This window comes from Actinophytocola sp., from assembly GCF_036378875.1.
Classification (GTDB): Bacteria; Actinomycetota; Actinomycetes; order Mycobacteriales; family Pseudonocardiaceae; genus Actinophytocola.
The window spans coordinates 13,113-39,208 of the sequence record NZ_DASUVO010000086.1; the positions used below are offsets into that span (position 1 = coordinate 13,113).

Genomic DNA, 26,096 nt, shown 5'->3' on the forward strand with positions numbered 1-26,096 from the left:
AATGTGACCAACCGGACATAACCGGCCGGTGGTCGCCACCTCCGGGCCGATCGCTGCTTAGGGTCGAGGCGTGCGGACCGCCTGGCTGTCCTGGACCGTCCTCGTGCCCGTCCTCGGCCTGCTCGCGCTCGCGCTGACCTGGGGGCGTGACCTCGGCACGGTGTTCGTGGTCCTGGTCGCCGTCGTGCTCGCCGGTGCCGTGCTCGCGGCCGTGCACCACGCGGAGGTCGTCGCGCACCGGGTGGGGGAGCCGTTCGGGTCGTTGGTGCTGGCCGTGGCGGTGACGGTGATCGAGGTGGCGTTGATCGTCACGCTCATGATCTCCGGCGGGCCGGGGTCCGCGTCACTGGCGCGGGACACCGTGTTCGCCGCGATCATGCTCAGCACGACCGGGATCGTCGGGCTGGCCCTGCTCGTGGGGGCGCGGCGGTTCCACGTCACCCTGTTCAACGCGGAAGGCAGCGGCGCCGCGCTCGCGACCGTGACCACTCTCGCCACGCTCAGCCTCGTACTGCCCACGTTCACCACCAGCCAGCCAGGGCCCGAGTTCTCGCCGGCGCAGCTCACCTTCGCGGCGCTGGCGTCCCTCACGCTCTACGTGACCTTCGTCCTCACACAGACCGTGCGGCACCGCGACTTCTTCCTGCCCGTGGCACAGACCGAGGAGAGCGAGGACGACCACGCGCCGCCGCCCACCACACGCGCCGCGCTTATCAGCCTCGGCATGCTGCTCGTGTCGCTGGTCGTCGTGGTCGGGCTGGCCAAGGTCGAGTCGCCGGCCATCGAGGACGCGGTCGCGGCGGTCGGGTTCCCGCCCTCGTTCGTCGGTGTCGTCATCGCCGTGCTGGTGCTGCTGCCGGAGACCCTCGCCGCCGTCCGGGCCGCCGCCCGCGGTCGCATCCAGACCAGCCTCAACCTCGCCTACGGTTCGGCCATGGCCAGCATCGGCCTCACGATTCCCACCATCGCGCTGGCGTCCACCTGGCTCGACGGGCCACTCGTGCTCGGCCTCGGCGCGACCCAGCTGGTGCTGTTCGCGTTGACGGTCGTCGTGAGCGTGCTGACCGTCGTCCCGGGACGGGCCACCCGCCTCCAGGGTGGCGTGCACCTGGTGCTGCTCGCCGCGTTCGTGTTCCTGGCGGTCAACCCTTAGGGTTCCCCCGTGATACACGTGGGACTGTTGCGCGGCATCAACCTCGCCTCGAAACGGCGTGTCGCGATGGCCGACCTGCGGGCGTGGCTGACCGAGCTGGGGTACGAGGACGTGCGCACGTTGCTGCAGAGCGGAAACGTGGTGTTCCGCACGAGCAAGCGGCCGAGCACGGTGCGCAAGGAGATGGAGGCGGCGCTCGCCAAGGGGGCCGGCTTCCACGTCGACTGCGTGCTGCGGACCGCGGCGGAGTTGCGTGCCGTCGTCGACGCGAACCCGCTCGGGGACGTCGCCACGGATCCGTCGCGTTACCTGGTGTCCTTTCTCGACGGCCCGGGTAAGTGGCCGGAGGTGGACCCCGCCGAGTTCGAGCCGGAGCGGGTCCATCTCGCCAAGCGTGAGGCCTACTTCTGGGTGCCTGGCGGTATACAGAAGTCGAAGCTTCTCGCCGCGTTTCCCGCACGCAAAGGTGAGGTGGCGACCGTCCGGAACTGGAACACGGTGACGAAGCTTCTCGCGATGACAGAACAGCTGTAACGGTCCATTGGGGACGGCACGCGTTGCTCGATAGTGGTAAGTCCAGTGTGAGTGGCGGGCGGGATTCTTCCGGAAAGAACTGCTCTCTACCATCACGTCTCATGTCCGGTCTCAGCTTGCTGACCCTCAACATCGGCAGCCCGTCAGCCGAGCGTGCGCACCGCCAGCTGGCCTGGCTCGCCACGCGGCACGAGGACGTCCTTGTGCTGACCGAGACCAGGACGAGCGACGGTTGCAAGCACCTCGCCGACGCCTTCCGCTGCGCCGGATACGCGGTGCTGTACCCGAAGCCGGAACCGGCCGAGTACGGCGTGATGGTCGTCAGCAAGGTGCCGGTCCAGGTCGACCCGATCGGCAAAACCCTGTCGTATCTACCCAATCGGGTGACAGGTGTCATGATTTCCACCCAGATGGGTCTGATTCGCGTGCTGGGTGCCTACGTACCGACGCGAGACGCGACGGCCGAGCGGACGGAACGCAAGCGGCGCTGGCTTTCCCAGTTCTCCGCCGCGCTCAGCACGCCCGGCCTCACCGACGCGGGCGCGCAGACGGTGGTGCTCGGGGATCTCAACGTGATCGAGCCCGACCACGAGCCGCCGCACCCGTCGTTCCGGTGGTTCGAGTACGACTTCTACCGTTGTCTCACGGACAAACACGGGCTCGTCGACGCCTACCGTCACCTCAACCCGGACCGGGTCGAGCACAGTTGGTTCGGTCGCACCGGCGACGGTTTCCGGTACGACCACGCGCACTGCACCAAGGAACTCGCCGAGGAGCTCGTCGGGTGCGAGTACGTCCACGAGCCGCGCACGATCCGGCTGACTGACCACTCAGGACTGTCGGTTCAGTTTTCTTGTGGTGTGGGCACTCGGCTCGACACGTGTGATCCGTTCGAAGCGGCGACGCCGCCAACTCTGTTCTAGTTGAGGGCAAGTAGCTCGGCCGCGTGCTGGCGTGCGAGATCGGCCTGTGTGTGCATGCGCACCGCTTCCTTGCCCGCGGCGTCCTGCGCCAGCCGGTCGAGAAGGTGTGCCTTGCGGGTGTACCAGTCGGCGACCTCGTCGACGCCGGCGTCTGGGCCGGGCATCGCCCGAATTAAGTCGCCCATTTCTTCCAGCGTGCTCATGAGAAAAGTGTGAGCGCGATCACCTTGACGGCACTAGTTTGTAGGCAACGTCGAGTGGATTACGTGCACACGGTCGGGGTATGACGGATTCATCGTCCACTTCAATACGGTGGGGGGGTACGGTAGCATTGCGGGCATGACTACGAACACGTACACCGTCACCGGCATGACCTGCGGACACTGCGTCGGCTCGGTGCGTTCCGAGGTCTCCCAGATCCCCGGCGTGACGGACGTCCAGGTCGAACTCGAGACCGGCCAGGTCACGGTCACCAGCGAGGCCCCCATCGACGTCGAGGCCATCCGCGCCTCGATCGACGAGGCCGGCTACGAACTGGTGAGCTGATCGCGCGTACGACCATGAGTGACGTCGAGCTGATCATCGGTGGCATGACCTGCGCGTCGTGCGCCGCGCGGATCGAGAAGAAGCTCAACCGCATCGACGGCGTCGCGGCCACTGTCAACTACGCCACCGAGAAGGCGCTGGTCAGGGCCGCCGAGGCGGTGCCGGTCGAGGACCTGGTGGCCACCGTCGAGAAGCTCGGCTACACGGCACGCGTACCGGCGCCGGAGCCGGAGCCGGAGGCCGAGGACGAGCCTGAGGACGCCGAGGTGCGGTCGCTGCGCGACCGGCTGCTGGTGTGCCTGGTGCTGACCGCGCCGGTGGTCGTGCTCGCGATGGTGCCGGCGCTGCAGTTCGAGTACTGGCAGTGGGCGTCGCTGGCGCTCGCCGCCCCGGTCGTCGTGTGGGGCGCGTTGCCGTTCCACCGCGCCGCGTGGCTGAACCTGCGGCACGGGGCGGCGACCATGGACACGCTGATCTCGATGGGCACGATCGCCGCGTTCGGATGGTCGTTGTACGCGCTTTTCCTTGGTACCGCAGGGATTCCCGGCATGTCGCATCCGTTCCGGCTCACGGTTGAGCGGACCGGTGGGTCGGGCAACATCTACCTGGAGGTCGCGGCCGGGGTCACCACGTTCATCCTGGCGGGACGGTACTTCGAGGCCCGCGCGAAGAGCCGGGCGGGCTCCGCGCTGCGTGCGTTGCTGTCGTTGGGGGTCAAGGACGTCGCGGTGCTGCGGGACGGGTCGGAGACCCGGGTCCCGGTCGAGCGGCTCGCGGTCGGCGACCGGTTCGTGGTGCGGCCGGGCGAGAAGATCGCGACCGACGGGGTCGTCGAGGAAGGCGCCTCCGCGGTCGACGCCAGCATGCTGACCGGCGAGTCCGTGCCGGTCGAGGTGTCGGTGGGGGACGCCGTGGTTGGCGCGACCGTGAACGTGGGCGGCAGGCTCGTCGTGCGTGCCACGCGGGTCGGCGCGGACACGCAGCTCGCGCAGATGGCGCGGCTGGTCGAACAGGCGCAGACCGGCAAGGCCGCGGTGCAACGGCTCGCGGACCGGGTCTCGGCGGTGTTCGTGCCGGTCGTGATCGTGCTGGCGTTCGGCACGCTGGGCTTCTGGCTCGGTGCGGGCGCGACGCCGTCGGCGGCCTTCACCGCGGCGGTGGCCGTGCTGATCATCGCGTGCCCGTGCGCGCTCGGTTTGGCGACCCCGACAGCGTTGCTGGTCGGCACGGGCCGGGGCGCGCAGCTGGGCATCCTGATCAAGGGGCCGGAGGTCCTGGAGTCGACGCGGCGAGTGGACACGGTGGTGCTGGACAAGACCGGCACCGTGACGACCGGCCGGATGTCGTTGGTGTCCTCTGCGGTCGTCGACGGCGTGACGGAAGACCAGTTGCTGCGCCTGGCCGCGGCGGTCGAGGACGCCTCGGCGCACCCGATCGCCCGCGCGATCGCCGAGGCGGGCCGCGACCGGCTGGGCGCGTTGCCGTCGGTGTCGTCGTTCGCGGCGCTGGACGGCCTTGGCGTCCGCGGCACGGTCGAAGGGCACGAGGTCGCGGCCGGCCGGGTGGTGGACGACGAGTGGCTGCCGCCGCTGCCGGAGTCGCTGTCCGAGGCGAGGTCGAAGGCGGAGGCGGCGGGCCACACCGTCGTGACGGTCGCGTGGGACGGTGCGGCCCGCGGCCTGTTGATGGTGGCGGACACGGTGAAGCCGACCAGTGCCGAGGCGGTGACGAGGCTCCGCGCGCTGGGCCTGACCCCGATCATGCTGACCGGTGACAACGAGGCGGTGGCCCGTTCGGTGGCGGCCGACGTGGGCGTCGACGAGGTGATCGCCGGGGTGCTGCCGGCCGGCAAGGTCGAGGCGATCAAGCGTTTGCAGTCGTCCGGCCGTGTGGTGGCGATGGTGGGCGACGGCGTGAACGACGCACCAGCCCTCGCGCAGGCCGACCTGGGTCTGGCCATGGGCACGGGCACGGACGTCGCGATCGAGGCGAGCGACCTGACCCTGGTCCGCGGCGACCTCCGCACGGCCGCCGACGCGATCCGCCTCTCCCGCCGCACCCTGGCCGTGATCAAGGGCAACCTGTTCTGGGCCTTCGCCTACAACGTCGCCGCGATCCCCCTGGCGGCGGCCGGCCTCCTGAACCCCATGCTGGCAGGCCTGACCATGGCGGCAAGCTCGGTCTTCGTCGTGACGAACAGCCTGCGCCTACGCCGCTTCACCGCGAGTCCAACACCAGAGACCCGCGTGTCCAACACACTCGACCCCTGAGTTCAACAAATCGCGTTTGTTCGAATTGTTGAACTCACCGGTCCAATACGTTGGACACGCGGGTTATGGGGCCGGGGCGCTCTCGCGGATCACCAGTGAGGTCGGGAGTATCAGCGGTTGCTCGGGTGCGGGTTCGCCGTCGAGGTGTGCGAGCAGCATCGTCGCGGCCGCCTCGCCCATCTCCCGGGACGGCTGACGCACGGTGGTGAGGGCCGGTCGCGTGTGGGCGGCGATGGCGATGTCGTCGAAGCCGATCACCGCGACGTCGTCCGGCACCGTACGGCCGGCCGCACGCAGGCCGTCGAGCACGCCGACCGCCATCAGGTCGTTCTGCGTGAACACGGCATCGAATCGCACCCCGGCGTCGAGCAGGGAAGCGATCGCGGCCTGACCGCTGTCGCGGGTGAAGTCGCCCTCGACCGCCGGCACCTCACCGACCACCGAGTGGAAACCGGCGGAACGGTGGTGCGTACAGCCGAAATCGGCGGGCCCGGTCACCATCACCGGCCGGGTTCGGCCCAGCGCGAGCAGGTGCGTGGCCGCGGCCGCGCCGCCGGCCGTGTTGCTCGTGGCCACGGAAGGAAAACCGGGATGGTGGCCGCGGTCGTCGATCATCACGACCGGCAGGCCGGACTCGTGCAGACCCGTGACGTACGGCAGCGCGTCGGGCGGCACCACCAGCAGCAACCCGTCGAACGCGCTCGCGGACACGTGCCGGGCGAACCGTTCCAGCGACTCCTGGCCGCGGTTCACGGTGTGCAGCAGCAGCCCGTAGCCCCGCGACTCGAGCACGTCCGCGACACCCTGCAGTACATCGCCCATCCACGGCCAGGTCAGGCCGGGCACCAGCATCCCGACCGTCTGCGCCCGGCCCCGCGCCAGGCCGACCGCCCGCGCGCTCGGCGTGTAGCCGGTCGCCGCGATGACCTCGCGTACCCGGATCGCGGTGGCCGCGTCCACCTCGCCCTTGTTGTTGAGCACACGCGACACGGTCGTCTTGCTCACCCGTGCCCGTCTGGCGACCTCCGCGATCGTCACGCGCATGCCCGCCAGGATACGGTCGGGAGGTGATCGCTCAGGTAGTGCTCGCGGCGCAGGCACAACTCGGCGAGGGACCGGTGTGGGACGCGCGGAGTTCGACCCTGCGCTGGGTGGACATCGAGCGCGGCGAGGTCCACCGGTTCGACCCGGCGTCGGGCACGGACACGTTCTTCGAGGTCGGCGAGGCCGTCGGCACCGTCGCGGTACGCGCGGCCGGCGGTCTCGTGCTCGCCACCAGGACCGGGCTGTGCACGTGCCTCGACGACGGCGGCCGGCGCACACTCCTGCACGAGGTCGACACCGACCCGCCGGGCGGCCGGTTCAACGACGGCAAGGCCGACCCGTGGGGCCGGTTCTGGGCGGGCACGATGGGGGAGGACGGCGTCGACGGCGCTGGCGCGCTGTACCGGCTGGACCCGGACCACACACTGCACCAGGTGGTCACCGGCGTGTCGATCTCCAACGGCCTCGGCTGGTCCCCGGACGGCACGACCATGTACTACGCCGACACCGAGACCGGCGGTGTCGACGCGTTCGACCACGACCCGTCCTCCGGCACGCTCACCAGACGCCGCCGCCTGATCGACATCGACCGCGGCTGGCCGGACGGCCTCACCGTCGACGCGGAGGGCTGCCTGTGGGTCGCCCTCTGGGACGGGTGGGGCGTGCGGCGCCACACCCCGGACGGCACCCTGCTCACGACGGTCGACGTCCCGGCCCAACGGGTGACGTCCTGCGCGTTCGGCGGCTCGACCCTGTACATCACCACGGCACGGACGGGCCTGCACGACTTCGCTGACCAGCCGAACGCGGGCTCGCTGTTCGCCTGCCAGCCCGGGGTGGCGGGGCTGCCGGCAGGGGAGTGGGCGGGATGACCTGGCCGGCACGGCTTCGTGAGCAGGGCTCGGACCCCGACCCCCGCTTCAGCTTCGCGAACGAGCGGACCTTCCTGGCCTGGATCAGGACCGCACTCGCCCTGCTCGCCGCGGGGATCGGGTTGGAGGCGTTCGCGCCGCCGCTCGCGGTGCCGGGGTTGCGGCAGGTGCTGGCCTCGCTGCTGGTGCTGGCCGGCGTGGCGACGAGCGCGCTGGCGTTCCGCCGCTGGCTGCGCGCGGAGCAGGCCCTCCGTGAGCGCAAATCGCTCCCCGTGCCGCGGCTGGCGCCGTGGCTGTCCTACGGCGTGGCGGTGGCCGCACTGGCGATCTTCATCCTGCTGGTGGTGGCCAACCTACGATGACGCGCCCCACCGCCGCGCGAACGGCCATCGCACCAGCGGCAGTGGCTCGTGTGCCTGCACCAACGGGCCACTCACCTGCACGAATGGTCCTTTCGTGCGTCCGGGGGGCCCCCGGTTTTCACGCTACCAGTGGGCACCGACAGTTTCGGGTTTCGCGTGGATGAGCCGCCTGGCGTGCAGAACGAGCGGACCTCACTCGCCTGGGTGCGGACCGCGTTGGGGTTCGCTGCCTGTGCCCTTCTCGCCGGGCGGCTTGCCGTCGTGCGGGAAGCGGGTTGGGCCGTTGGCGCCGCGATCGCCGCCGCCGTCCTGGCGGTCGGTGTGCTCGGCTGGTCGCACGATCGCTACCGCCGCGCCGCACGTCGTCTTCAGCGGGAACGGTCCGTCGACTTCGGCCTGCCGGCGCTCGGGCTCACGGTCGCGGTGGTCGCCATCGGGCTGCTCGCCCTGCTGCTCATCGCACTGTGACAAAAGGTTCGGTCAGGTGCGGGGTCGCCAGCTCCGCGCCCGTCGCGGCCGCGCGGGCCAGCAGGTCCTCCCGCGTCGCCCTCGCCAGGGCCGGGTCCTCCTCGTACACGTACTCCACGGCTGGCGACACCAGCTGCACGGCGTGCACCAGCACGTCCCCGGTCACCATCACCTGCGCGCCGTCGCCGTCGACGATCACCGACTGGTGACCCGGCGTGTGACCCGGCGTCGGCACCACCGTCACCGTCTCGCCCGTCGGCAGCGCCGTCAGCACGGTCGCCGCGCCGACCTCCGACAGCACCCCGGCCGCGCGCAGCGGTTTCACCACGTAGGACGCGACCGCGCCGTTCACCCACGCCATCTCGTCGCGGTGCACCACGTACCGGGCGTTCGGGAACAGCGGCTCGCCTGCCGGGGTCACCGCCCAGCCACAGTGGTCCGCGTGCAGGTGCGTTAGCACCACGGTGTCCACATCGGACAACGCGATGCCCTGGGCCGACAGCACCGCGGGCAGTGCGCCCGGCACCGGCGCCCACCCCTCCGCAGGCGCGCCGACCGCGCCGACGCCGACGTCCACCAGCGTCACCTCCGACTCGGACCGGATGGCGAACGCGCGGAAGTCGAGCATCCACCGGCCATCCGGGCCGAACGCACGCGGGTCACGCGCCCGCGCCAGCGCCCAGTCCCGCGGGGTCGCCGCGGGGAACGCCGTCTCCCACGACATGAACGGCCCGCGCGCGTCCCGCAGCGTCGACACGGTCAGCCGGCCGAGGGTACGAGTGCTCACGCGGCTGAGCGTAAGCCGAATTGCCACACGTCCAAATACTGGGAACGGAACCCCGCTTCCGCGTACGCCAGGTAAAACTCCCACATCCGCTCGAACACCGGGTCGAATCCGAGCGACGTGACCTCGTCCCACGCCGCCAGGAACCCGGACCGCCACAGCGACAGGGTCCGCGCGTAGTGCGCGCCCAGGCTTCGCCTCCTGCCGATCACGAGGCCCGCACGCGCCGCCTGCTCCTCGATCACGGGCACGGACAGCAGGAGCCCGCCGGGAAAAATGTACTTCTGGATCCAGTTGTGCGTGTGCCGGGTCGCGAGCAGCTGACCGTGCGGCATGGTGATCGCCTGCAGGCCGACCCGCCCGCCCGGCGCCAGCGTCCGCGCGAGCGTCGCGAAGTACTCCGGCCAGAACTCCTCGCCGACCGCCTCGACCATCTCGACCGACACCACCGCGTCGTACGTGCCCGTCGCCGAGCGGTAGTCCTCCAGTTCGATCGACACGCGGTCCGCGACCCCGGCCGCCGCCACCCGCTCACCGGCCAACTCCCGCTGTTCGGCCGAGATCGTCAGCGAGGTCACCCGCGCGCCGCGGTGTGCCGCGCGGATCGCGAGCGCGCCCCATCCCGTGCCGATCTCCAGCACGCGGCTGCCGGCGGTCACCCCGGCGTAGTCCAGGATCCCGTCGATCTTGCGCAGTTGTGCGGTGTGCAGGTCGTCACCCGACCTGAACCACGCCGACGAGTACGTCATCGACTCGTCCAGGAACAGCTCGAACAGCTCGTTCGACAGGTCGTAGTGCCGGTGGATGTTCGACCGGGCGCCGTCCGGCGTGTTGCGCTCGGTGACGGGGCGGCGGGTGTCCACGAGGCGGCGCAACGCCCGCAGTGGCGCCGGCACCAGTGTCGTCAGCCGTGCGGCGAACGGCGTCAGCACCCCGGTCAGGTCCGGGCTCTCCCAGTCACCTGCCATGTAGGCCTCACCGAAGCCGACGTTGCCGTGTGTGCCGAGCCGATGGAAGAACGACACCGGCCGCACGATCCGCATCTCCGGCCCGCCCCTGCCCAGGCATGTGCCGTCCGGAAAGGACACGGTGACCGGCAGGTCCCGCACCGCGTGCCGGAAGATCCGTTCGGCGAGCCACGCGCGCGTCATCGCACACCGTCCCGCGGCACGACCCGCAGACGTCGTAACCACAGTGCGACCCCGTGCCGCTGGATCAGGACGCGAACCCGGTGTGGCAGCAGGGAGAACGCGTAGCCGAGCTCGAGCGCGCGCGTCGCCGGGCCGTGCCGGCGGCCGACGAGGGTCGCCGTGAACGCGGGCGCCCCGTCCTGGCGCAGGGCGACCGTCAGCGCGAGTCGCTCGTCCGGTGGCGGCAGCCGCATCCGGTAGTGCCCGGACACCTCGAAGAACGGCGAAACGTAGAATTCCTTGTCCACGACCGCCCGCCACTGTTCATCGGGTTTCAGCAGGTAGCAGTGCCGCTCGCCGTACGTGTTGTGCACCTCCGCCACCACGCACAACGGCGTTCCGTTCGCGTCGAAGCACCAGTACACGGTGAGTGGGTTGAACACGTACCCGAATGATCTGGGTGCCGTCAGCATCTGCACCCGCGCCGGTGCGGTAATCCCGGCCGAGTCGAGCCACGCCGTCAGGTTCGCGCGAATCGAACGATTTGGCGAACCGAGATGGTCCGCCGCGCGGAACGACAGATAATTTGACTTTGGCAAATGATCCAGATCAACCAGCCACAGCCGTACGCGGTGAGTGAAACGGCGGACCACAATTTGATGGCGGACATGTGTCAACCGCGCGGTGTAAAGGATCACCACTCCACTCCGAAAGCCGCCGCCGCGCGCACTCCGGACGCACAGCCGTCCTCGTGGAAGCCCCATCCGTGGTATGCGCCGGCGAACGCCGTGCGCGCCGTGTTCAGACCGGACAACTCCCGTTGTGCCGCAATGGATTCCGTTGTGTACACCGGGTGCTCGTAGGTCATCGTCGCGAGCACCTTCGCCGGGGCGACCCGGTCGGTCGCGTTCAGCGTCACCACGTACGGCGTTGGCCCGGGCAGCCGCATCAGCCGGTTCATGTCGTAGCTGACCAGCACCCGGTCCGTGCCGGCGCAGGCCGGCTTGAGGTAGTTCCACGACGCGCGGGCGCCGCGTGCCGCCGGCAGGAGCGAGGTGTCGGTGTGCAGCCAGGTCTCGTTGCGGGAGTAGGAGAACGCGCCCAGCACCCGCTTCTCCTTCGGCGTCGGGTCGGCGAGCAGGGCCAGCGCCTGGTCGGCGTGCGTGGCCAGCACGACCCGGTCGACGGTGTGCACCTCGTCGGCGTCGTCACGCACCTCGACCCCGCCGGTTCGCCGGAGGACCGACCACACCGGTGTGCCGGCGTGCACGGCGGTCAGCCCCTTCGCCGCACGTTCGACGTACTCGCGGGACCCGCCCACGACAGTCCGCCAGGTCGGCGACCCGCCCACCGACAGCAACCCGTGGTGGGCAAGGAACTCGAACAGGTAACGCACCGGGTAGGCACGGCTGACCTCCTCCGGAGCCGACCAGACCGCGGACACCATCGGCAGCAGGAAGTGCTCGGTGAAGTAACGGGAGTAGTCGGCGGCGAACTCGCCCAGCGTCACGTCGTCCCCGCCGGCAAGCAGCATCCGGCGCGCCCGCCGGTGGAACTGCGGGATCTCGCCGAGCAGGCGCAGGTAGCGGCCCCGGAACAGGTAGCCGGCGCGCGGGAACAGCCCGGGCAGCCGGCGTGCGCCCGCGTACTCCAGCCCGCAGCCGAGACAACGCACGCTCATCGACATCTCCGAGTCCTGAGTGGCGACGCCGAGCTCGGCGAACAGCCGCAGCAGGTTCGGGTAGGTGCGCTCGTTGTGGACGATGAACCCGCTGTCGACCGCGACCGAGCCGGTGGTGCCCGGCACGTCGTGGGTGTGCGCGTGCCCACCGAGGCGGGGTGCCGCCTCGAACAGGTGCACCTCGTAGCGGCGCTGCAGGAGGTACGCGGCGGTGAGTCCGGCAACGCCGGCGCCGACCACCGCCACTGTCTCAGAGGTCATGCCCGTTGTTCGGCGCCGACCAGTCCGCGGATGGGTCCAATCCGTACCGGCGCCGGTGGCAAACCAGGCGTGGATGTGGTGTGGGGCCTGGGTTTCGTGCTGATCGCCGGGGTGACCTCGGTGATCGCGGACGGGCCGGCGTGGCGGCGTGGCGGCGTGGCGGCGAATTCTGGTCACGACGCTTACCGCGGTGTGGGGGCTGCGGCTCGCGTGGCACATCTGGCGGCGCAACCGGGGCAAGCCGCAGGATCGGCGCTACGTGGCGCTGCTCGCGAGGGCTCCGGGAAATCCCAACCTCTACGCACTGTATTCGGTATACCTCTTACAGGGCGTGGTCATGTGGGTCGTGTCGCTGCCCGTGCAGGTGGCCCAGTACGGTGATGGCACCTGGGTGGTCGTGCCGTTCGGCGTCGCGTTGTGGCTGGTCGGCTACGGCTTCGAGGCGATCGGGGACGCGCAGCTGGCCCGGTTCAGTGCCGATTCCTCCAATCGGAGGAATGTGCTGGACTCCGGGCTGTGGCGGTACACCCGCCATCCCAACTATTTCGGCGACGCCTGCGTCTGGTGGGGATTTTTTGTGCTCGCGTGCCATGAGTGGGTGGGGCTGGGAACGGTCGTGGCTCCGCTGGCGATGACGTACCTTCTGACCCGGGTCACCGGTAAACCCCTGCTGGAGAAGTCCATTCGGGACCGCCGGCCGGGCTATGCCGAATATCTGGCGCGCACGAGCGGATTCTTCCCCCGGCCGCCACGGAAAAAAGCTTGACCGAAATGGCAGACAATCAGTCGAATGTCGCTAACATGTCCGAGTGGCAGCAACAGGCGCGGGGACGCCGAGAAGGCCGGTCAGACGCAGCGACAAGGTGTCAGAGGCGATTGCGCGCGACATCGTCCGTCGGATCGGCGCCGAGGAACTCGCACCTGGCACGCAGCTGCCACCGGAAGCCAAGATGTTGGAGGAGTACCGGGTCGGTCGTGGCTCGCTCCGGGAGGCGCTGCGGATTCTCGAGGTGCACGGCCTGATCTCGATCAAGCCCGGTCCGCGCGGCGGTCCCACGGTGGACCAGGTCCATACCGAGAACTTCGGCCGGATGGCGACGCTGTACTTTCAGATGGACGGCGTGACCTTCGCCGACCTCGTCGAAGCCCGGGTGATCATGGAACCGACGATCGCGGCGCTCGCCGCGCAGCGCCACGACCCGCAGTTGTTGTCGGAGCTCGGCAGGTTCGCCGGCTCGTCCAGTACGGACGACGACGAGTACGCGCGGGACGCGGACGAGTTCCACCGGCTCGTGGCCGCGATGTCGGGCAACCCGGTGATGACGCTGTTCGCGCAGTCGCTCACCGACATCCTCCGCGACCGGCTCTCGCCGCCCCTGTTTCCCAAGTCGCGGCGCGCCGCGGTGCTGAGCGTCCACGATGCGATCGCGAAGGCCGTCACCGACGGCGACGCGAGCCGCGCCGAAGAACTCATGCGTGAGCACATGACGGAGTACGCGGCGTATGTTCGGCGCCGTCACCCCGGTCTCATGCGTGAAGTCGTCGACTGGCGTTGACCGAAAAGTCCACAACGGAGTAGGTAAGTAGCGGTGAGCCTCGACCTCGACCGGAAGTCCGACGCCGAACTGATCGCCGCCGTGCGCGGCGGCGACTCGGAGGCGTACGGCGTGCTGTACGAGCGGCATCTGCACGCCGCGAAACGAGCCGCGTCCTGCCTGTCCAACACCGCCGCGGAACGGGAAGACCTGGTCGCCGACGCGTTCACGCGCGTCCTGCGCGTGCTGCGCGACGGCCGGGGTCCGAACGAGGAGTTCCGCGCGTACCTGTTGGTCACCATGCGTAACGCCGCGATCAGCGGGTCGCGAGGGGCGTCGGTGTCGCTGTATGCGGACGTGCCGGAGACGTACCTGCCGAACCCCGGCGGCGACCCGGTGGAGAACCGCTGGAACGCGAGCACCGCCGCGACGGCGTTCGCGAGCCTCCCGGAGCGGTGGCGCACCGTGCTGTGGCACACCGAGGTGGAGGAGGAGTCCCCCGCCGAGATCGCCCCGCTGCTCGGCATGTCGGCGAACGGCGTGGCGGCGCTGGCCTACCGCGCGCGGGAGGGGCTGCGGCAGGCGTACCTGCGTGCACACCTGCGCGACGTCGACGGCCGGGAGTGCCAGGCGACGGTGTCCAAGCTGGCCGGTTGGGTGCGTCGCAGCGTGCCGGTCCCGCTCGGCCGCAAGATCAGCCGGCACCTGGCCGTCTGCGCGGACTGCCAGGCCCGCGCCGAAACGCTGACCCGCGTGAACCAGGAGTTGCGTGCCTCGGTGGCGCCGTTGCTGCTGGGCGCGGCCTTCGCCGCGGCGTACGTCCCGGTGGTGGCCGCCCCTGTCTCGGGCGCCGCGGGCGCGGTGGTCGCGAAGACACTGTTCGCCAAGGTCGCGGTGGCGACGGCCATCGCGGCAACGGCCGTGACCACGGTCGCGTCGGCCCCCAACTTCGCCGAGGGTGACCCTCGGACCCTTCCGGTCATCGCCGAGCCGACCCAGTCGACGGACTCGATCCAGGGCCCGGGCGGCACGAAGGGCAAGGGCACCCCGGTGAACGACCCGGCCCTCGACCCCAGCGTGACGACCACCCCCACCACCCTGACCACGTCGACCGAGGTCGCCCCGGAGTCGGGAACGGGGGAGTCGGAAGAGGACACGGAAGCCACCGACACGGCGACCACCACGTCCGACAAGAAGGCCGAGAAGGAAGCGGCCAAGGAAGAGAAGAAGGCCGACAAGGAAGAGGCCAAGGCCTCCCGAGAAGCCGAAAAAGAGGAAAAAAAGGCCGAAAAGGGCAAGTAACCGCCCTCTCAAGGCACACCCCGACACGAAGCCCCAGGTAGCGCGCGAGTCGCGCGTTGGGCCCCCGCGAGTCGCGCTTTCGGCCCCCGCGAGTTGCGTTTTCGTGTACACCGGCCCGGCCCCCGCGCGTGTCCAACGCCAGGAACTCGCGTGTTCAACAGCAGGGACCCGCGTGTCCAACGGCACAGACCGGTGAGTTCAACCGCAGAGACCGGTGAGTTCAACGATGCCGATCGTAGGGCCGGGTTGCCCCGCGGACGCTTCGGCTCGAGCCCGCCCAGCCGGCCCGGCGGCGTCGGGCCGGCCACGAAAGCGCAACTCGCAGGGGCTGAACGCGCAACTCACCGGGGCCGAACGCGAATCGCGGGGGCTGAACGCGCGACTCGCGAGTCTTGGATGTTGAACTCGCGGGTTCTGAGTGTTGGACTCGCGGGGCCCTGGTGTTGGGTGCTCGCGGGTTACTGGAGGTTTTTGGCTCGTTTTTGCAGGTAGTGGCGTTCTGGGAGGCTTAGGGTTGCTCTCGCTGCTCTTTGGTAGTGGTCGCGGGCCGCTTCGCGGTCGCCGGACTCCTCCAGTAGGTGGGCGCGTAGGGCCTCCACGCGGTAGTGGCCGGTCAGGCGGTTGTCCGCGGCTGCTTGGTTCAGTACTGCCAGGGCCGCATCCGGGCCGTTGACCTTCAGCTCCGCCACCGACTGGTTCAGGGTGATCATCGGGTTGTCGGTGACGCCCGCCAACAGGCGGTACAGCGCGAGGATCTGTGGCCAGTCCGTCTCGGCGTCGCTCGGGGCCTCGTCGTGTACGGCCGCGATCGCCGCCTGCAGCATGTACGGACCAAACCGGTCGGTCGCCGACAGCGCGTGCGTCACCAGCGACACACCCTCCGCGATCGCGGCACGGTCCCACAAACCGCGGTCCTGCGCGGCCATCGGCACCAGCTCGCCGGACGGGGACGTGCGGGCCGCGCGTCGGGCGTGGGTCAGCAGCATCAGCGCCAGCAGGCCCGCGACCTCGTGGTCGTCCGGCAGCAGCCGGTGCAGCTCACGCGTCAGCCGGATCGCCTCCACCGCCAGCTCCACCCGCTGCAGCGACGCACCCGAGGTCGACGTGTAGCCCTCGTTGAAGATCAGGTACAGCACGTGCAGCACCGCGCCGAGCCGGTCCGGTCCGGCGGGCACGCGGAAGCCGAACTCCTTGATCTTCTGCTTCGCCCTGGTCACCCGCTTCGCCATGGTGGCTTCCGGCACCAGGAACGCGCTCGCGATCTCCGCCGTCGTCAGGCCGCCGACCGCGCGCAGCGTCAGCGGGACCTGCGCGGACGGCGAGAGCGCCGGGTGGCAGCACATGAACAGCAAGGTCAGCGTGTCGTCCGCCTCGACCGGCGGCGTGTCGGCGGCAGGGGAGAGGAAGTGGTCACGCGGGATCCGCGTGCCCGCGGTCTCCTCCCGGCGCCGCCGGGCGATCTCGCTGCGCAGGTGATCGGTCATCCGCCGGTGCGCCACCCGGATCAGCCACCCGCGTGGGCTTTCCGGCAACCCTTCCACCGGCCACTGCCGCACCGCGTCGAGCAGCGCCTCCTGCACCGCGTCCTCGGCCGCGCCGAAGTCACCGAACCGGCGGACGAGCGCGCCGAGGACCTGCGGCGCGAGCGTGCGCAGCAGGTCCTCGATGCCGGTCCGTGAGCGGAGCTTGCGGAGCGAACCATCAGACACGATGACCGACGACCGTCCTCTCGGAGCCTGCGAAGAGAGGGCGAGGCGCGGTCATCAGAATGGGCCCGACGGGATCGGCCGCACCTCGACTGTGTCCCCGACCTCGTCGACCACGCGCGCCGCGATCTCCATCGCACGTTCGTGCGAAGCGCAGTCCACGATCGCGTAGCTCACCAGAACCTCCTTGACCTCGGCGTACGGCCCGTCGGTGGCCTCGACGCCATCGGACGTCTTACGCACGGTCTTGGTGTGGGACGGGTCCGCGAGACCCTCGGTCGCCACGAATTCGCCGGACTCGGTCAGCTCCTTGCCCAGCTGCTCGTAGAAGTCGCAGGCGGCCTGGACCTCCGGCGGCATCGGCGCGTTGGGGTCCCAGTTGGCCAGCATCTCCTCCCACGCCTTGACGTTGGTGTAGGCCAGCAGCATGTACTTCATCGTCGACTCCTGAACTTGTCGGGCACTTCCGGGGAGACGTCGGAGCCACCGGACCGCCCAGGACATGGTCCCCCCGGGAAAACCAACTGTCTTTCTGAACGCTTCTGCTTCGACGTACGGGCATGAGACTGCTACTGCTCGTCACACTGATGACCGCGTTGCTCACCGCACCGGCCGCCGCGGCGACGGAGCCGCGCACCTACGAGGGCACCATCGACGGCGCCAGGTACCTGGTCAAGGTGCCGGACGACTGGAACGGCACGCTCGTGCTCTTCAGCCACGGCTACTACCCCGAGCGCTGGGAGATCCCGGAGGGCTACGTCGCGCTGTCGACAGCCGAGCAGACGGAGGGCTGGCTGCTCGACCATGGCTACGCGCTGGCCGCGTCGAACTTCCGAGGAACCTACGGCCTCGCCGTCGAGCCCGCCTTGAAGGACCAGATCCGGCTGCTCGACTGGTTCGCCGACAACGTCGGGGAGCCGCGCCGCACGATTTCCAGCGGCATGTCCATGGGCGGTGGCATCGCGGTGCTCCTCGCCGAGCGCAACCCGCGCCGGTTCGACGGCGTGCTCGCCCAGTGCGGCGAGTTCGACATGCAAGGCACCTGGAACGTCGCGCTGGACATCAACTTCGCGGTCCGCACCCTGCTGACCGACGGCACCGCCGAGCTGGTGCGCATCCAGAACCCGCAGGCCAGCGTCGACGCGTTGAGTGCCGGCATCGCGCGTGCCCGCACCAGCGAGGCGGGTCTCGCCAGGCTCGCGCTCGTCGCCGCGCTCGGTGACATCCCCGGCTGGATGTCGGCGCACGACCCGGCACCGACCGGCTTGTGGAACACGATCAGTGCGCAGGCCGACTGGGTCGACGCCGCATACGTGCAGGGCGTCGGCCCGTTCGGCCGGGTCGACCTCGAGCGGCGTGCGGGCGGCAACCCGTCGTGGAACACCAGGGTCGACTACCGCCACCAGCTCGCGATCTCCGGTCAGCTGGAGACCGTGCGACAGGCCTACCGGCAGGCGGGCGCCGACCTGGACGCCGACCTCGCCGCGCTGAACGCCGCCCCGCGCATCGCGCCAGACCCGAGAGCGGTCGCCTACATGTACCGGTACACCGTCACGCGCGGCACGACCCCGGCGCCGGTCGTGACACTGCACAACCCGGCCGACGGCGGCGCGGTCGCCGACCAGGTCGGCTGGTACGCCGAGCACACCGATGACCGTCAGGTCCGGCACCTGTGGTCCGATCGGGGCAACCACTGCGCGTTCAGCGCCGCAGATGAGATCACCGCGCTACGCACACTCGAACAGCGGATTGACACACACCGTTGGCCCGACACCAGCCCGGCCGCGCTGAACACGGCCGCCAACCGCTTCGCGCCGGAGTTTCAGGTCGTCAAGGACATCGTCACCCGTGAGGACAAGGTGATGCCGCCGGCGTTCGTCCGCTTCGCGCCGGCGACCTTCCAGCGCCCGTCCCGGTAGGCCAACAACCGAAATTTTCGGCCATGACCACCGAGGAAAGCCTTTTCCTCGGTGGTCATGGCCGCTACGCTCCCAAGCATGGATCGGCGTGGATTCTTACGTTCGGCCGGAACTACGGTGGCAAGCGGTTACCTGCTCGCCGCGACCGGTGGCCTCGCGTCCGCCACCGAAAGTCCACAGTGGAGTCAACACTGGCGGGACTATCTCGCGAACCCCGACGCACATCCCTTGATTCCCAACGTTTCCTATGCCGGCTATCGCCGCGGCGAGTGTCCTCTGCCGCGCCCGAGAGTTCGTGCGAGCGTGACCTCCTTCGGCGCGGTCGGCGACGGCGTGACCGACTGCACCGCCGCCTTCAACGAGGCGGTGGAGCGGGTCGGCGCGGCAGGCGGCGGTGCCGTCTTCGTCCCGCCCGGCACGTACCGGCTGACCGGCATCGTGTGGGTCCACCGCAGCAACGTGGTCATCCGCGGCGCGGGCCGGGGCCGCACGAGGCTGTTCTTCGAACGCTCGCTCACCGAGTCGTACCGACCAGGGGTACGCAACGAGTGGTCGTGGTCCGGCGGCATGGTCTGGTTCATGCCCCGCGAGCTGCGCACGCAGCTGGAGGCGGTCAACTTCCAGGGCAACGAAGGCTGGCTCGACAACACCGACCTCGCCGAGGTCACCGCCGACGTGCCCCGCGGCCGCCGCCGTATCCCGGTCTCCGACCCCTCCAGGTTCCGCGCGGGGCAGCACGTGTTGCTGCTGGCGGAGAACACGACCGACAACACGTTGCTGGCGCACCTCTGCGGTGACATCCCCGCCACTGCCACCTATGCGTGGGAGACCGCCGCGCGCCGGCTGCGTCCCGAACTGACCGACTGGCCGCTGCGGATGAACTTCGAGCGGTTGCGGTTCCCCGTCCAGGTACAGAAGGTCGACCGGAACGGCATCGTGCTCGCGCAGCCACTCAAGATCGACCTGCGTGCGGGCTGGTCGCCGAGGTTCGCCACGCTCGGCCCCGCCGTCAGCGAGTCGGGCATCGAGGACCTGACCATCGAGATGCGGCAGCTCCCACAGACCACGCACCACGCCGATCCGGGTTTCAACGGCCCGCACTTCCAGGCGGCGTTGAACTGCTGGGCCCGGAACATCGATCTGTGGCACAGCGACAACGGGTTCGGCTCGACGACCACGAAGGGCCTCACGCTCACCGGTGTCCGGGTCGGCGGCCGCGCCCGCCACCACACGTTCATCTGCCGCGTGCAGACCAACGACATGCTGGTCGAACACTTCGAGATCCCGGCCGCCACCACCCCGGTCGCGGCGGGTGCCATCCACCACGGCATCAACACCGAAGGGTTCACCGGCGGCAACGTGTGGTCGAACGGGGTCATGGAGGGCACGTTCGACTCGCACCGCGCGATCCCGTACGAGAGCGTGCGCACCGCGATCACCGTGACCAACAACGGGTTCACGGGTGGTGCCGGTGACGCGGGACCTCGTTGGGGCGCCCGGTTCTGCCACTGGAACATCGACGTGCTCGGCGGCCGCTCGCACGGCGTCCGGCTGGAGGAGCACTCGCCGCACAGTCTCATGGTCGGCGTCCGCGGCACGACCGGTCCCACCGACCACCCCAAGGACTTCACCGGCGATGTGGGTTCGGTCGTGGACGCGCTCGACGAGTCGGTGTACCCGACCAACCTGTACGAAGCCCAGCTGCGCCACCGGTTGCGCGGTACGCGGTAACACACCAAGGCGGAGGGAACGCATGCGCAGGACAACGAGGTCGGCCTTCGGGTTGGCGTTGGTGCTGGTCGCCGCGCTGGCATGCGGGGCACCGGAGACCACCAAGGCCCCGGCGACGGTCGAGACCAGCAACGTGCCGGACAAGCCGTCGCAGCCGGTCGAGCTGAACATCCTCGACGTGGCCGGCAACCTGCAGCTGACACAGGGCATGATCGACGAGTTCGTCGCCGAGAACCCCGACATCGTCAGCAAGGTCAACTACACCAAGGCGACCGCGCCGGAGATGCCGGGCAAGCTGCAGGCCGAGCAGCAGGGTGGTCAGTCGCAGACGCACCTCGTGCTCACCGGCACCGACGGCCTCTCGGCGGTGATCGAGCAGGAGCTGGTGCTGAAGCTGTTGCCGGACTTCGGGTCCAAGTTCCCCAAGTTGGAGGAGAACTACCTGCCGGCCGCCGCCAAGATGCAGGAGTTGGCGCAGGGGCAGGGAGTCACGGTCACCTTCTACCCGTCGGGCCCGTTGCTCGAGTACGACCCGAACGTCGTCAAGGACGTGCCGAAGACCACCGACGACCTGTTGGAGTGGGCGAAGGCCAACCCGGGCAAGTTCCAGTACGCGGTGCCGGCGAACTCCGGTCCCGGTCGGACGTTCCTCATGGGACTGCCGTACCTGTTGAAGGACAAGGATCCCAAGGACCCGGTGAACGGCTGGGACAAGACGTGGGCGTTCCTCAAGGAACTGGGCCAGTACATCGACTACTACCCGACTGGCACGACCGCGACCATGACCAACCTGGCCAACGGCACGGCCAACATGATCGCCTCGACCACGGGGTGGTACATCAACCCTCGGGTGCTTGGCACGGTGCCGGAGCACATGAAGACCACCACGCTCAAGGGTTTCCACTGGGTCACCGACGCGCACTACGCCGTGATCCCGCGCGGCGTCTCGGAGGACGTGCTGTCGGCGAACCTCGCGCTGATCAAGTGGATGCTGCGGCCCGAGCAGCAGGCGAAGGCTTACGACAACGGCTACTTCTACCCTGGCCCGGCGGTCAAGGACGTGACGCTGGACATGGCGCCGCAGGCGTCGCAGGACGTCATCGAGAAGTTCCGCCCCAAGGAGTTCGACAAGCTGATCGAGGACAACCCGCAGGAGACGTCGCTCCCGGCGGAGCAGCAGGTGGCCGCGTTCCAGATGTGGGACCGGGAGATCGGTAGCGGGAAGACACAGTGAATTTTGCGGAACTGCACATTGATCGGGTGCGCAGGGCGTTCGGTGACACCGTCGCCCTGCGCGACCTGGACCTGACGATCAAGGGCGGCGAGTTCGTCGCCCTGCTCGGCCCGTCCGGGTGCGGGAAGTCGACCGCGCTGAACTGCCTCGCCGGACTGCTCCCGCTGACCGGTGGGCAGATCCTCATGGATGGCAAGCGGATCGACACGCTTCCGCCCGAGCGGCGTGGGTTCGGCATGGTGTTCCAGAACTACGCGTTGTTCCCGCACATGTCCGTGCGCCGCAACGTCGCGTTCGGACTGTCCATGCGGAAGATCGCCAGGGCCGAGCGGGAGCGGCGGGTCGACGAGGCGCTGAGTCTCGTCCAGTTGACCGACCACGCGCGGAAGTTCCCCGCGCAGCTGTCGGGCGGGCAACAGCAGCGGGTGGCGATCGCGCGGGCGATCGTGCTGGAACCGCCGCTGGTGCTGATGGACGAGCCGCTGTCCAACCTGGATGCCGCGTTGCGCATCGAGATGCGGACCGAGATCCGCCGACTGCACCAGTCGCTCGGGCTCACCACCGTCTACGTGACACACGACCAGGAGGAGGCGCTCGCGCTCGCCGACCGGCTCGTGGTGTTGCGGGACGGGTTGGTGCAGCAGATCGGCTCGCCGGAGGAGGTGTACGCGCACCCGGCGAACCGGTACGTCGCCGGGTTCATGGGCTACCGCAACCTGCTGCCGGTCACGGTGTCCTCTTCGGCCGACTCGTCGGTTTCGGTTGACGGGGAAGGGTTCTCGCTGACCGGGGTGAACCGGGACGAGCTCTCGTCCGGTGCGGCGGTGGCGGCGTTCCGGCCGACCGACGTCCACGTGGCGACCGAGGAGGGCGAGAACACACTGCGAGCGTCGGTGGAGGTCGTGGAGTACCACGGCCGCGAGCAGGCGGTGGAAGCCCGACTACCCAACGGGGAGGCACTTCACGTGCGAACCGAGAGCCGGCTCGCGCCGGGCGACTCGGTGCTGTTCCGCGTGCCACGCGAGCGGGTCCTGGTGTTCGAGCCATGACGGCGACACTGGAGAAGCCCGTTGCCACCCCTGAGAAGCCCAGCCTCAAGCATCGGCTTGCCGAGCGTGGGCTCGACCGGACCCTGCTCCTGCTCGTCCCTGCTCTGCTGTTCGTCGTCGTGCTGTTCGTCTACCCGGTCCTCTATGGACTGCAGCTGTCGTTCCAGCCGACCGAGGGCGGCGGTCCGTTCGCGAACTACGCCAAGTTCTTCTCCGACTCCTACCTGTTCGACACGATCTGGATCACGTTGCGACTCGCGCTGCCCGCGGCGCTGATCAACGTGCTGGCGTCGGTCCCGATCGCGTACCGGATGCGCGGGCGAGTCCGCGGCAAGCGGTTCCTCACCACCGCGTTCGTGCTCCCGATCACCCTCGGGACGGTGCTCACCGCCGAGGGCCTGATCCGCTACCTCGACCCGACCGGCTGGTTCAACAAGGTCCTGTCGCTGTTCGGCGCGGACGAGCCCGCCAGTCTCGTGCACAACTACACCGGCGTGCTGCTCTCGCTGATCATCAGCGGGTTCCCGTTCGCGTTCCTGCTCACGCTGTCGTACCTGTCCGGCATCGACCCGACGCTCGAGCAGGCGGCGGCCACGCTGGGCGCGGACTGGCGCAAACGCTTCCGCCACATCACTCTTCCGCTGCTCGCGCCTGGCCTCGCGATCACGTTCTGCCTGACCTTCGTGCTCGCGTTCTCGGTGTTCCCGTCGGCGTACCTCGTCGGGCTGCCGCAGGGGGAGACCCGGGTGATGTCGATCGCCGCGTACGAGGCCGCGTTCCGCGACCTCGACTACCCGCTCGGCTCGGCCATCGCGATGCTCATGGCACTCGTCATGCTCGTGGTGATCGGTCTCGTGCTGGTCTGGCGGTCCACTTTGTACCGGGGCGCGACGGGAGGCAAGGGATGAAGTTGTCCCTCGGGAAGTGGCTCGTGTGGGGTGCGGTCGCGTTCTTCCTGATCAATGTGTTCGCCATGGTCGTCGCGGTGGTGGTGAACTCCTTCTCCACACAGTGGTTCGGCACGTGGTGGCCGGCCGGGTTGACCACGTCGTGGTATGCCACGGCATGGCGGGAGATGAACCTGCTCGACGTGCTCCTGGTGACGTTGCAGGTGTCGCTCGCGGTCGTGGTGCTGTCCGTGCTGATCGGTGTGCCGGCAGCGTACGCGTTGGCACGGCGCAGGTTTCCCGGCAAACCGCTCGTGAACGTGCTGTTCCTGCTGCCGATCCTGTTGCCGCCCATGACGTACGGCATTCCACTCGCGACCGTGCTGTACAAGTTCGGCCTCGCGGGCAGTATCACCGGGGTGGTCCTCGCGAACCTGGTGCCGTCGGTGCCGTTCGTGATCCTCACGATGACCCCGTTCATCGAACAGATCGACCCGAAGATCGAGGCGGCGGCGCGGATGTGCGGTGCGCGGACGACCGCCGTGTTCGGCCGGGTGCTCGCGCCGCTGCTCGTGCCCGGCATCCTCGCCGCGTCGATCCTGGTGCTGGTGCGCACGGTCGGCATGTTCGAACTGACGTTCCTCACGGCTGGACCGGGCAGCCAGACGCTGGTCGTGTCCCTGTACGAGGCCATGTTCTCCGCGGGCATCCGCGCCCAGCAGGCGGTGGACGCGATGGCCGTGATCTACACCGGATCAATGGCAGTCCTCCTGGTGATCGCGCTACGGTTCGTGAACCCGACCCAGCTCGTCACCAGACTGAAGGAGCCGACAAGGTGATTGTCCTGATCACCGGTGCCGCCGGCGGCATGGGCACATTGCTGCGCCCACGACTCGCCCGGCCGGGACGGGTGCTGCGGCTGCTGGACGTTGTCGAGGTGCCGCCGGGCGAGGGCGTCGAGGTGATCACGGCGTCGGTCACCGATCCCGAGGCCATGCTCGCTGCCTGTGACGGGGTCGACGCGATCGTCCACCTCGGCGGCCACAGCCGCGAGGCGCCGTGGGCGGACATGCTCGAGACCAACATCAACGGCACGTACTGCGTGCTGGAGGCGGCCCGCCAGGCCGGTGTGCCACGCGTGGTCTTCGCGAGCAGCAACCACGCGGTCGGCTTCCACCCGGTTTCCGGGGCGACGGACTACCTGTTCCCGCGCCCGGACACGTTCTACGGGGTCAGCAAGGTGGCGGGGGAGGCACTGGGCAGCCTGTACCACGACCGGTTCGGGCTGGGCGTGGTGTGTGTCCGCATTGGAACGTGCCTGGAACGGCCGTTGACGGAGCGGCACCTCGGCACGTGGCTGTCCCCGGACGACTGCGCCCGCCTGCTGGAGGTCGCCTTCACGACAAAGGGTTTCCACGTGGTGTGGGGCGCGTCGGCCAACACGCGCGGCGTGTACTCGCTCGACGCGGCGCGTGCGCTGGGCTATGAACCGGAGGATGACTCGGAGAAGTACGCCGACGATGTCACGCCAGCGTCCGAAGTGGACCGCACATACCTCGGTGGTCAGGAGTTCTGTGCCGGGGAGTTGGGCGGCTGATGCGACTCACCGGTCACGCCTACCCGTGGGATGTGTTGGGGGATCCGGGTTTCCTCGCGCGCACCGAGGGGCTGGCGACCGTGGCGCTGGCCGCCGCCTATCACTCGACGCGTGCCGCGACCCCGCTGCACCCGTCGCACCAGCTCGTGGAAGCACGGTACGCGGCGCTGTACCGGCCGGTGCGGGAGTCCGTGTGGCGGCGCAGGCGCCTGCGGCCAGGCACACCCGACTGGGTGTCCACACCGGACTCCTTCGGCGAGGCGGCCGCGGTCCTGCGTGCGGCGGGACTGGAGGTGTCGGCGTGGGTCGTGCTGACCCACAACACCAGGCTGGGCACGGAGTTCCCGGACGTGGCGGTGGTGAACTGCTTCGGCGATCGATACCCGTACGCGCTGTGCCCGTCGCGGCCGGAGGTCCGCGAGTACGCCGCGACCCTGGCCGCGGAGGCGGCGGAGGGCGCCGACGCGGTGTCGCTGGAGGCGTGCGGGCAGCTGGGCCTCACCCACCTGTCACACCACGAGAAGACCGACGGCGCGTGGACCCCGACGGCGCAGCGGTGGCTTTCCGTGTGTTGCTGTGACGCCTGCCAGCAGGCCTGGTCCGCACGCGGCCTCGACCCGGCGTGGGTGCTGTCCACGTTGCGTGAGGCAGTGCGTACGTCCGGCGACGTCCCGTTCGCGGACGAGCTGCTGGCGGTCCGCCACGCGGCCACCGACCTGCTTCGCGCGGAGGTCCTGGCCGGCCTGTCGGTGCCGGTGACGCTGCACGCGCACCCCGATCCGTGGGTGACGGGCGCGTCCCCCGGCCTGACTCCGACCACCGGCCCGGACGTGTCGGCCCTGGTGGTGCCGGCGTGGCCGCTGAACAGCGCCCCTGTGGTGGAGGCGGCGGTGGCGACCGGTCGCCCGGTGGACGCGTACGTGACCGTCCTGCAGGCGGACGAGGGGCTGGCGGACTATGTCCAGCGCCTGACGGCGGTGGGTGCCACCGGCCTGGCGATCTATCACCTGGGGTTGGCGCCGAGCTGGCGCCAGACGTTCGTCGGGGAGATGGTCCGCGCCGCCGGAGGTGGCTGAACTGGTTGACTGGGCACTGACACCGGAGACCC

27 protein-coding genes are annotated in these 26,096 nt (G+C 69.5%); 19 read left to right on the forward strand and 8 right to left on the reverse strand.

Features of this window, described 5'->3' with window-relative positions:
• The first annotated feature begins 85 nt into the window (after positions 1–85).
• From VF106_RS24595 to VF106_RS24605, 3 genes are all read left to right on the forward strand, one after another.
• The gene (locus VF106_RS24595) at positions 86–1,153 is read left to right on the forward strand and encodes a calcium:cation antiporter (protein WP_330842300.1); all 1,068 of its coding nucleotides are present in this window, start codon (positions 86–88) and stop codon (positions 1,151–1,153) included.
• A 9-nt stretch (positions 1,154–1,162) separates the two neighbouring features.
• The gene (locus VF106_RS24600; protein WP_330842180.1) at positions 1,163–1,687 is read left to right on the forward strand and encodes a DUF1697 domain-containing protein; all 525 of its coding nucleotides are present in this window, start codon (positions 1,163–1,165) and stop codon (positions 1,685–1,687) included.
• A gap of 101 nt (positions 1,688–1,788) precedes the next feature.
• Positions 1,789–2,610: an endonuclease/exonuclease/phosphatase family protein gene (locus VF106_RS24605; protein WP_330842181.1), complete on the forward strand. Its 822-nt coding sequence runs from the start codon at positions 1,789–1,791 to the stop codon at positions 2,608–2,610.
• Here VF106_RS24605 and VF106_RS24610 read toward each other — a convergent pair.
• Positions 2,607–2,795 (reverse strand): hypothetical protein, encoded by a 189-nt coding sequence (locus VF106_RS24610; protein ID WP_330842182.1) that lies wholly within the window; start codon positions 2,793–2,795, stop codon positions 2,607–2,609. The genes VF106_RS24605 and VF106_RS24610 overlap by 4 nt on opposite strands.
• Before the next feature lie 154 nt (positions 2,796–2,949).
• Here VF106_RS24610 and VF106_RS24615 point away from each other — a divergent pair, with 154 nt between their 5' ends.
• Positions 2,950–3,156 (forward strand): heavy-metal-associated domain-containing protein, encoded by a 207-nt coding sequence (locus tag VF106_RS24615; protein WP_330842183.1) that lies wholly within the window; start codon positions 2,950–2,952, stop codon positions 3,154–3,156.
• A gap of 14 nt (positions 3,157–3,170) precedes the next feature.
• Complete coding sequence (locus VF106_RS24620; RefSeq protein ID WP_330842184.1) at positions 3,171–5,426, forward strand: heavy metal translocating P-type ATPase; 2,256 nt, start codon at positions 3,171–3,173, stop codon at positions 5,424–5,426.
• Positions 5,427–5,489: 63 nt separating this feature from the next.
• Here VF106_RS24620 and VF106_RS24625 read toward each other — a convergent pair whose 3' ends face one another.
• Positions 5,490–6,470: a LacI family DNA-binding transcriptional regulator gene (locus VF106_RS24625; RefSeq protein ID WP_330842185.1), complete on the reverse strand. Its 981-nt coding sequence runs from the start codon at positions 6,468–6,470 to the stop codon at positions 5,490–5,492.
• Between the two features lie 23 nt (positions 6,471–6,493).
• Here VF106_RS24625 and VF106_RS24630 point away from each other — a divergent pair, with 23 nt between their 5' ends.
• The 3 genes from VF106_RS24630 (at position 6,494) to VF106_RS24640 (ending at position 8,172) form a co-directional block, all read left to right on the forward strand.
• The gene (locus tag VF106_RS24630) at positions 6,494–7,342 is read left to right on the forward strand and encodes an SMP-30/gluconolactonase/LRE family protein (RefSeq protein ID WP_330842186.1); all 849 of its coding nucleotides are present in this window, start codon (positions 6,494–6,496) and stop codon (positions 7,340–7,342) included.
• Positions 7,339–7,704 (forward strand): YidH family protein, encoded by a 366-nt coding sequence (locus tag VF106_RS24635; protein WP_330842187.1) that lies wholly within the window; start codon positions 7,339–7,341, stop codon positions 7,702–7,704. The genes VF106_RS24630 and VF106_RS24635 overlap by 4 nt, the downstream gene beginning before the upstream one ends.
• A 156-nt stretch (positions 7,705–7,860) precedes the next feature.
• Positions 7,861–8,172: a DUF202 domain-containing protein gene (locus VF106_RS24640; RefSeq protein ID WP_330842188.1), complete on the forward strand. Its 312-nt coding sequence runs from the start codon at positions 7,861–7,863 to the stop codon at positions 8,170–8,172.
• Here VF106_RS24640 and VF106_RS24645 read toward each other — a convergent pair.
• From VF106_RS24645 to VF106_RS24660, 4 genes are read right to left on the reverse strand one after another with little or no spacing between them, the layout of a single operon-like run.
• On the reverse strand, positions 8,159–8,959 hold the full coding sequence (locus tag VF106_RS24645; RefSeq protein ID WP_330842189.1) for an MBL fold metallo-hydrolase: 801 nt from the start codon (positions 8,957–8,959) through the stop codon (positions 8,159–8,161). The genes VF106_RS24640 and VF106_RS24645 overlap by 14 nt on opposite strands.
• Positions 8,956–10,107, reverse strand: a complete 1,152-nt coding sequence (locus VF106_RS24650) for a class I SAM-dependent methyltransferase (protein ID WP_330842190.1) — start codon at positions 10,105–10,107, stop codon at positions 8,956–8,958. Before VF106_RS24650 ends, VF106_RS24645 begins: the two co-directional genes overlap by 4 nt.
• Positions 10,104–10,850: a DUF1365 domain-containing protein gene (locus VF106_RS24655; protein WP_330842191.1), complete on the reverse strand. Its 747-nt coding sequence runs from the start codon at positions 10,848–10,850 to the stop codon at positions 10,104–10,106. The genes VF106_RS24650 and VF106_RS24655 overlap by 4 nt, the downstream gene beginning before the upstream one ends.
• A complete protein-coding gene (locus VF106_RS24660; RefSeq protein WP_330842192.1) occupies positions 10,781–12,028 on the reverse strand; it encodes an NAD(P)/FAD-dependent oxidoreductase in 1,248 nt (415 codons plus the stop codon). The genes VF106_RS24655 and VF106_RS24660 overlap by 70 nt, the downstream gene beginning before the upstream one ends.
• Positions 12,029–12,176: 148 nt before the next feature.
• Here VF106_RS24660 and VF106_RS24665 point away from each other — a divergent pair, with 148 nt between their 5' ends.
• From VF106_RS24665 to VF106_RS24675, 3 genes are all read left to right on the forward strand, one after another.
• Entirely contained in the window at positions 12,177–12,794 is a 618-nt protein-coding gene (locus VF106_RS24665) for a DUF1295 domain-containing protein (RefSeq protein ID WP_330842193.1), read from the forward strand.
• A gap of 97 nt (positions 12,795–12,891) precedes the next feature.
• Positions 12,892–13,584, forward strand: a complete 693-nt coding sequence (locus tag VF106_RS24670) for a FadR/GntR family transcriptional regulator (protein ID WP_330842194.1) — start codon at positions 12,892–12,894, stop codon at positions 13,582–13,584.
• A 33-nt stretch (positions 13,585–13,617) separates the two neighbouring features.
• On the forward strand, positions 13,618–14,865 hold the full coding sequence (locus VF106_RS24675) for an RNA polymerase sigma factor (RefSeq protein ID WP_330842195.1): 1,248 nt from the start codon (positions 13,618–13,620) through the stop codon (positions 14,863–14,865).
• 458 nt (positions 14,866–15,323) lie between these two features.
• On the opposite strand, the gene VF106_RS24680 is transcribed toward VF106_RS24675, so the two are convergent.
• Complete coding sequence (locus VF106_RS24680; RefSeq protein WP_330842196.1) at positions 15,324–16,574, reverse strand: RNA polymerase sigma factor; 1,251 nt, start codon at positions 16,572–16,574, stop codon at positions 15,324–15,326.
• A 54-nt stretch (positions 16,575–16,628) separates the two neighbouring features.
• Positions 16,629–17,009, reverse strand: a complete 381-nt coding sequence (locus VF106_RS24685; RefSeq protein WP_330842197.1) for a YciI family protein — start codon at positions 17,007–17,009, stop codon at positions 16,629–16,631.
• 122 nt (positions 17,010–17,131) lie between these two features.
• Between VF106_RS24685 and VF106_RS24690 the strand changes: the two genes are divergently transcribed.
• From VF106_RS24690 to VF106_RS24725, 8 genes are all read left to right on the forward strand, one after another.
• A complete protein-coding gene (locus tag VF106_RS24690) occupies positions 17,132–18,490 on the forward strand; it encodes an alpha/beta hydrolase family protein (RefSeq protein WP_330842198.1) in 1,359 nt (452 codons plus the stop codon).
• 117 nt (positions 18,491–18,607) lie between these two features.
• The gene (locus VF106_RS24695; RefSeq protein WP_330842199.1) at positions 18,608–20,221 is read left to right on the forward strand and encodes a glycosyl hydrolase family 28-related protein; all 1,614 of its coding nucleotides are present in this window, start codon (positions 18,608–18,610) and stop codon (positions 20,219–20,221) included.
• Between the two features lie 22 nt (positions 20,222–20,243).
• Positions 20,244–21,455: an extracellular solute-binding protein gene (locus VF106_RS24700; protein ID WP_330842200.1), complete on the forward strand. Its 1,212-nt coding sequence runs from the start codon at positions 20,244–20,246 to the stop codon at positions 21,453–21,455.
• 17 nt (positions 21,456–21,472) lie between these two features.
• The gene (locus VF106_RS24705) at positions 21,473–22,504 is read left to right on the forward strand and encodes an ABC transporter ATP-binding protein (protein WP_414639058.1); all 1,032 of its coding nucleotides are present in this window, start codon (positions 21,473–21,475) and stop codon (positions 22,502–22,504) included.
• Complete coding sequence (locus VF106_RS24710; protein WP_330842202.1) at positions 22,501–23,412, forward strand: ABC transporter permease; 912 nt, start codon at positions 22,501–22,503, stop codon at positions 23,410–23,412. Before VF106_RS24705 ends, VF106_RS24710 begins: the two co-directional genes overlap by 4 nt.
• The gene (locus VF106_RS24715; protein ID WP_330842203.1) at positions 23,409–24,230 is read left to right on the forward strand and encodes an ABC transporter permease; all 822 of its coding nucleotides are present in this window, start codon (positions 23,409–23,411) and stop codon (positions 24,228–24,230) included. Before VF106_RS24710 ends, VF106_RS24715 begins: the two co-directional genes overlap by 4 nt.
• Complete coding sequence (locus VF106_RS24720) at positions 24,227–24,988, forward strand: NAD-dependent epimerase/dehydratase family protein (protein ID WP_330842204.1); 762 nt, start codon at positions 24,227–24,229, stop codon at positions 24,986–24,988. The genes VF106_RS24715 and VF106_RS24720 overlap by 4 nt, the downstream gene beginning before the upstream one ends.
• Entirely contained in the window at positions 24,988–26,064 is a 1,077-nt protein-coding gene (locus VF106_RS24725) for a hypothetical protein (RefSeq protein ID WP_330842205.1), read from the forward strand. The genes VF106_RS24720 and VF106_RS24725 overlap by 1 nt, the downstream gene beginning before the upstream one ends.
• The last annotated feature ends 32 nt before the right edge of the window (positions 26,065–26,096 follow it).

What these genes read in the sequence shown, in the direction of transcription:
- VF106_RS24605 (WP_330842181.1), top strand. Translation starts at nt 1,789, where the DNA reads ATGTCCGGTCTCAGCTTGCTGACCCTCAACATCGGCAGCCCGTCAGCC.
- VF106_RS24610 (WP_330842182.1), bottom strand. Translation starts at nt 2,795, where the DNA reads ATGGGCGACTTAATTCGGGCGATGCCCGGCCCAGACGCCGGCGTCGAC.
- VF106_RS24615 (WP_330842183.1), top strand. Translation starts at nt 2,950, where the DNA reads ATGACTACGAACACGTACACCGTCACCGGCATGACCTGCGGACACTGC.
- VF106_RS24620 (WP_330842184.1), top strand. Translation starts at nt 3,171, where the DNA reads ATGAGTGACGTCGAGCTGATCATCGGTGGCATGACCTGCGCGTCGTGC.
- VF106_RS24625 (WP_330842185.1), bottom strand. Translation starts at nt 6,470, where the DNA reads ATGCGCGTGACGATCGCGGAGGTCGCCAGACGGGCACGGGTGAGCAAG.
- VF106_RS24635 (WP_330842187.1), top strand. Translation starts at nt 7,339, where the DNA reads ATGACCTGGCCGGCACGGCTTCGTGAGCAGGGCTCGGACCCCGACCCC.
- VF106_RS24650 (WP_330842190.1), bottom strand. Translation starts at nt 10,107, where the DNA reads ATGACGCGCGCGTGGCTCGCCGAACGGATCTTCCGGCACGCGGTGCGG.
- VF106_RS24655 (WP_330842191.1), bottom strand. Translation starts at nt 10,850, where the DNA reads ATGGGGCTTCCACGAGGACGGCTGTGCGTCCGGAGTGCGCGCGGCGGC.
- VF106_RS24660 (WP_330842192.1), bottom strand. Translation starts at nt 12,028, where the DNA reads ATGACCTCTGAGACAGTGGCGGTGGTCGGCGCCGGCGTTGCCGGACTC.
- VF106_RS24685 (WP_330842197.1), bottom strand. Translation starts at nt 17,009, where the DNA reads ATGAAGTACATGCTGCTGGCCTACACCAACGTCAAGGCGTGGGAGGAG.
- VF106_RS24690 (WP_330842198.1), top strand. Translation starts at nt 17,132, where the DNA reads ATGAGACTGCTACTGCTCGTCACACTGATGACCGCGTTGCTCACCGCA.
- VF106_RS24700 (WP_330842200.1), top strand. Translation starts at nt 20,244, where the DNA reads ATGCGCAGGACAACGAGGTCGGCCTTCGGGTTGGCGTTGGTGCTGGTC.
- VF106_RS24710 (WP_330842202.1), top strand. Translation starts at nt 22,501, where the DNA reads ATGACGGCGACACTGGAGAAGCCCGTTGCCACCCCTGAGAAGCCCAGC.
- VF106_RS24715 (WP_330842203.1), top strand. Translation starts at nt 23,409, where the DNA reads ATGAAGTTGTCCCTCGGGAAGTGGCTCGTGTGGGGTGCGGTCGCGTTC.
- VF106_RS24725 (WP_330842205.1), top strand. Translation starts at nt 24,988, where the DNA reads ATGCGACTCACCGGTCACGCCTACCCGTGGGATGTGTTGGGGGATCCG.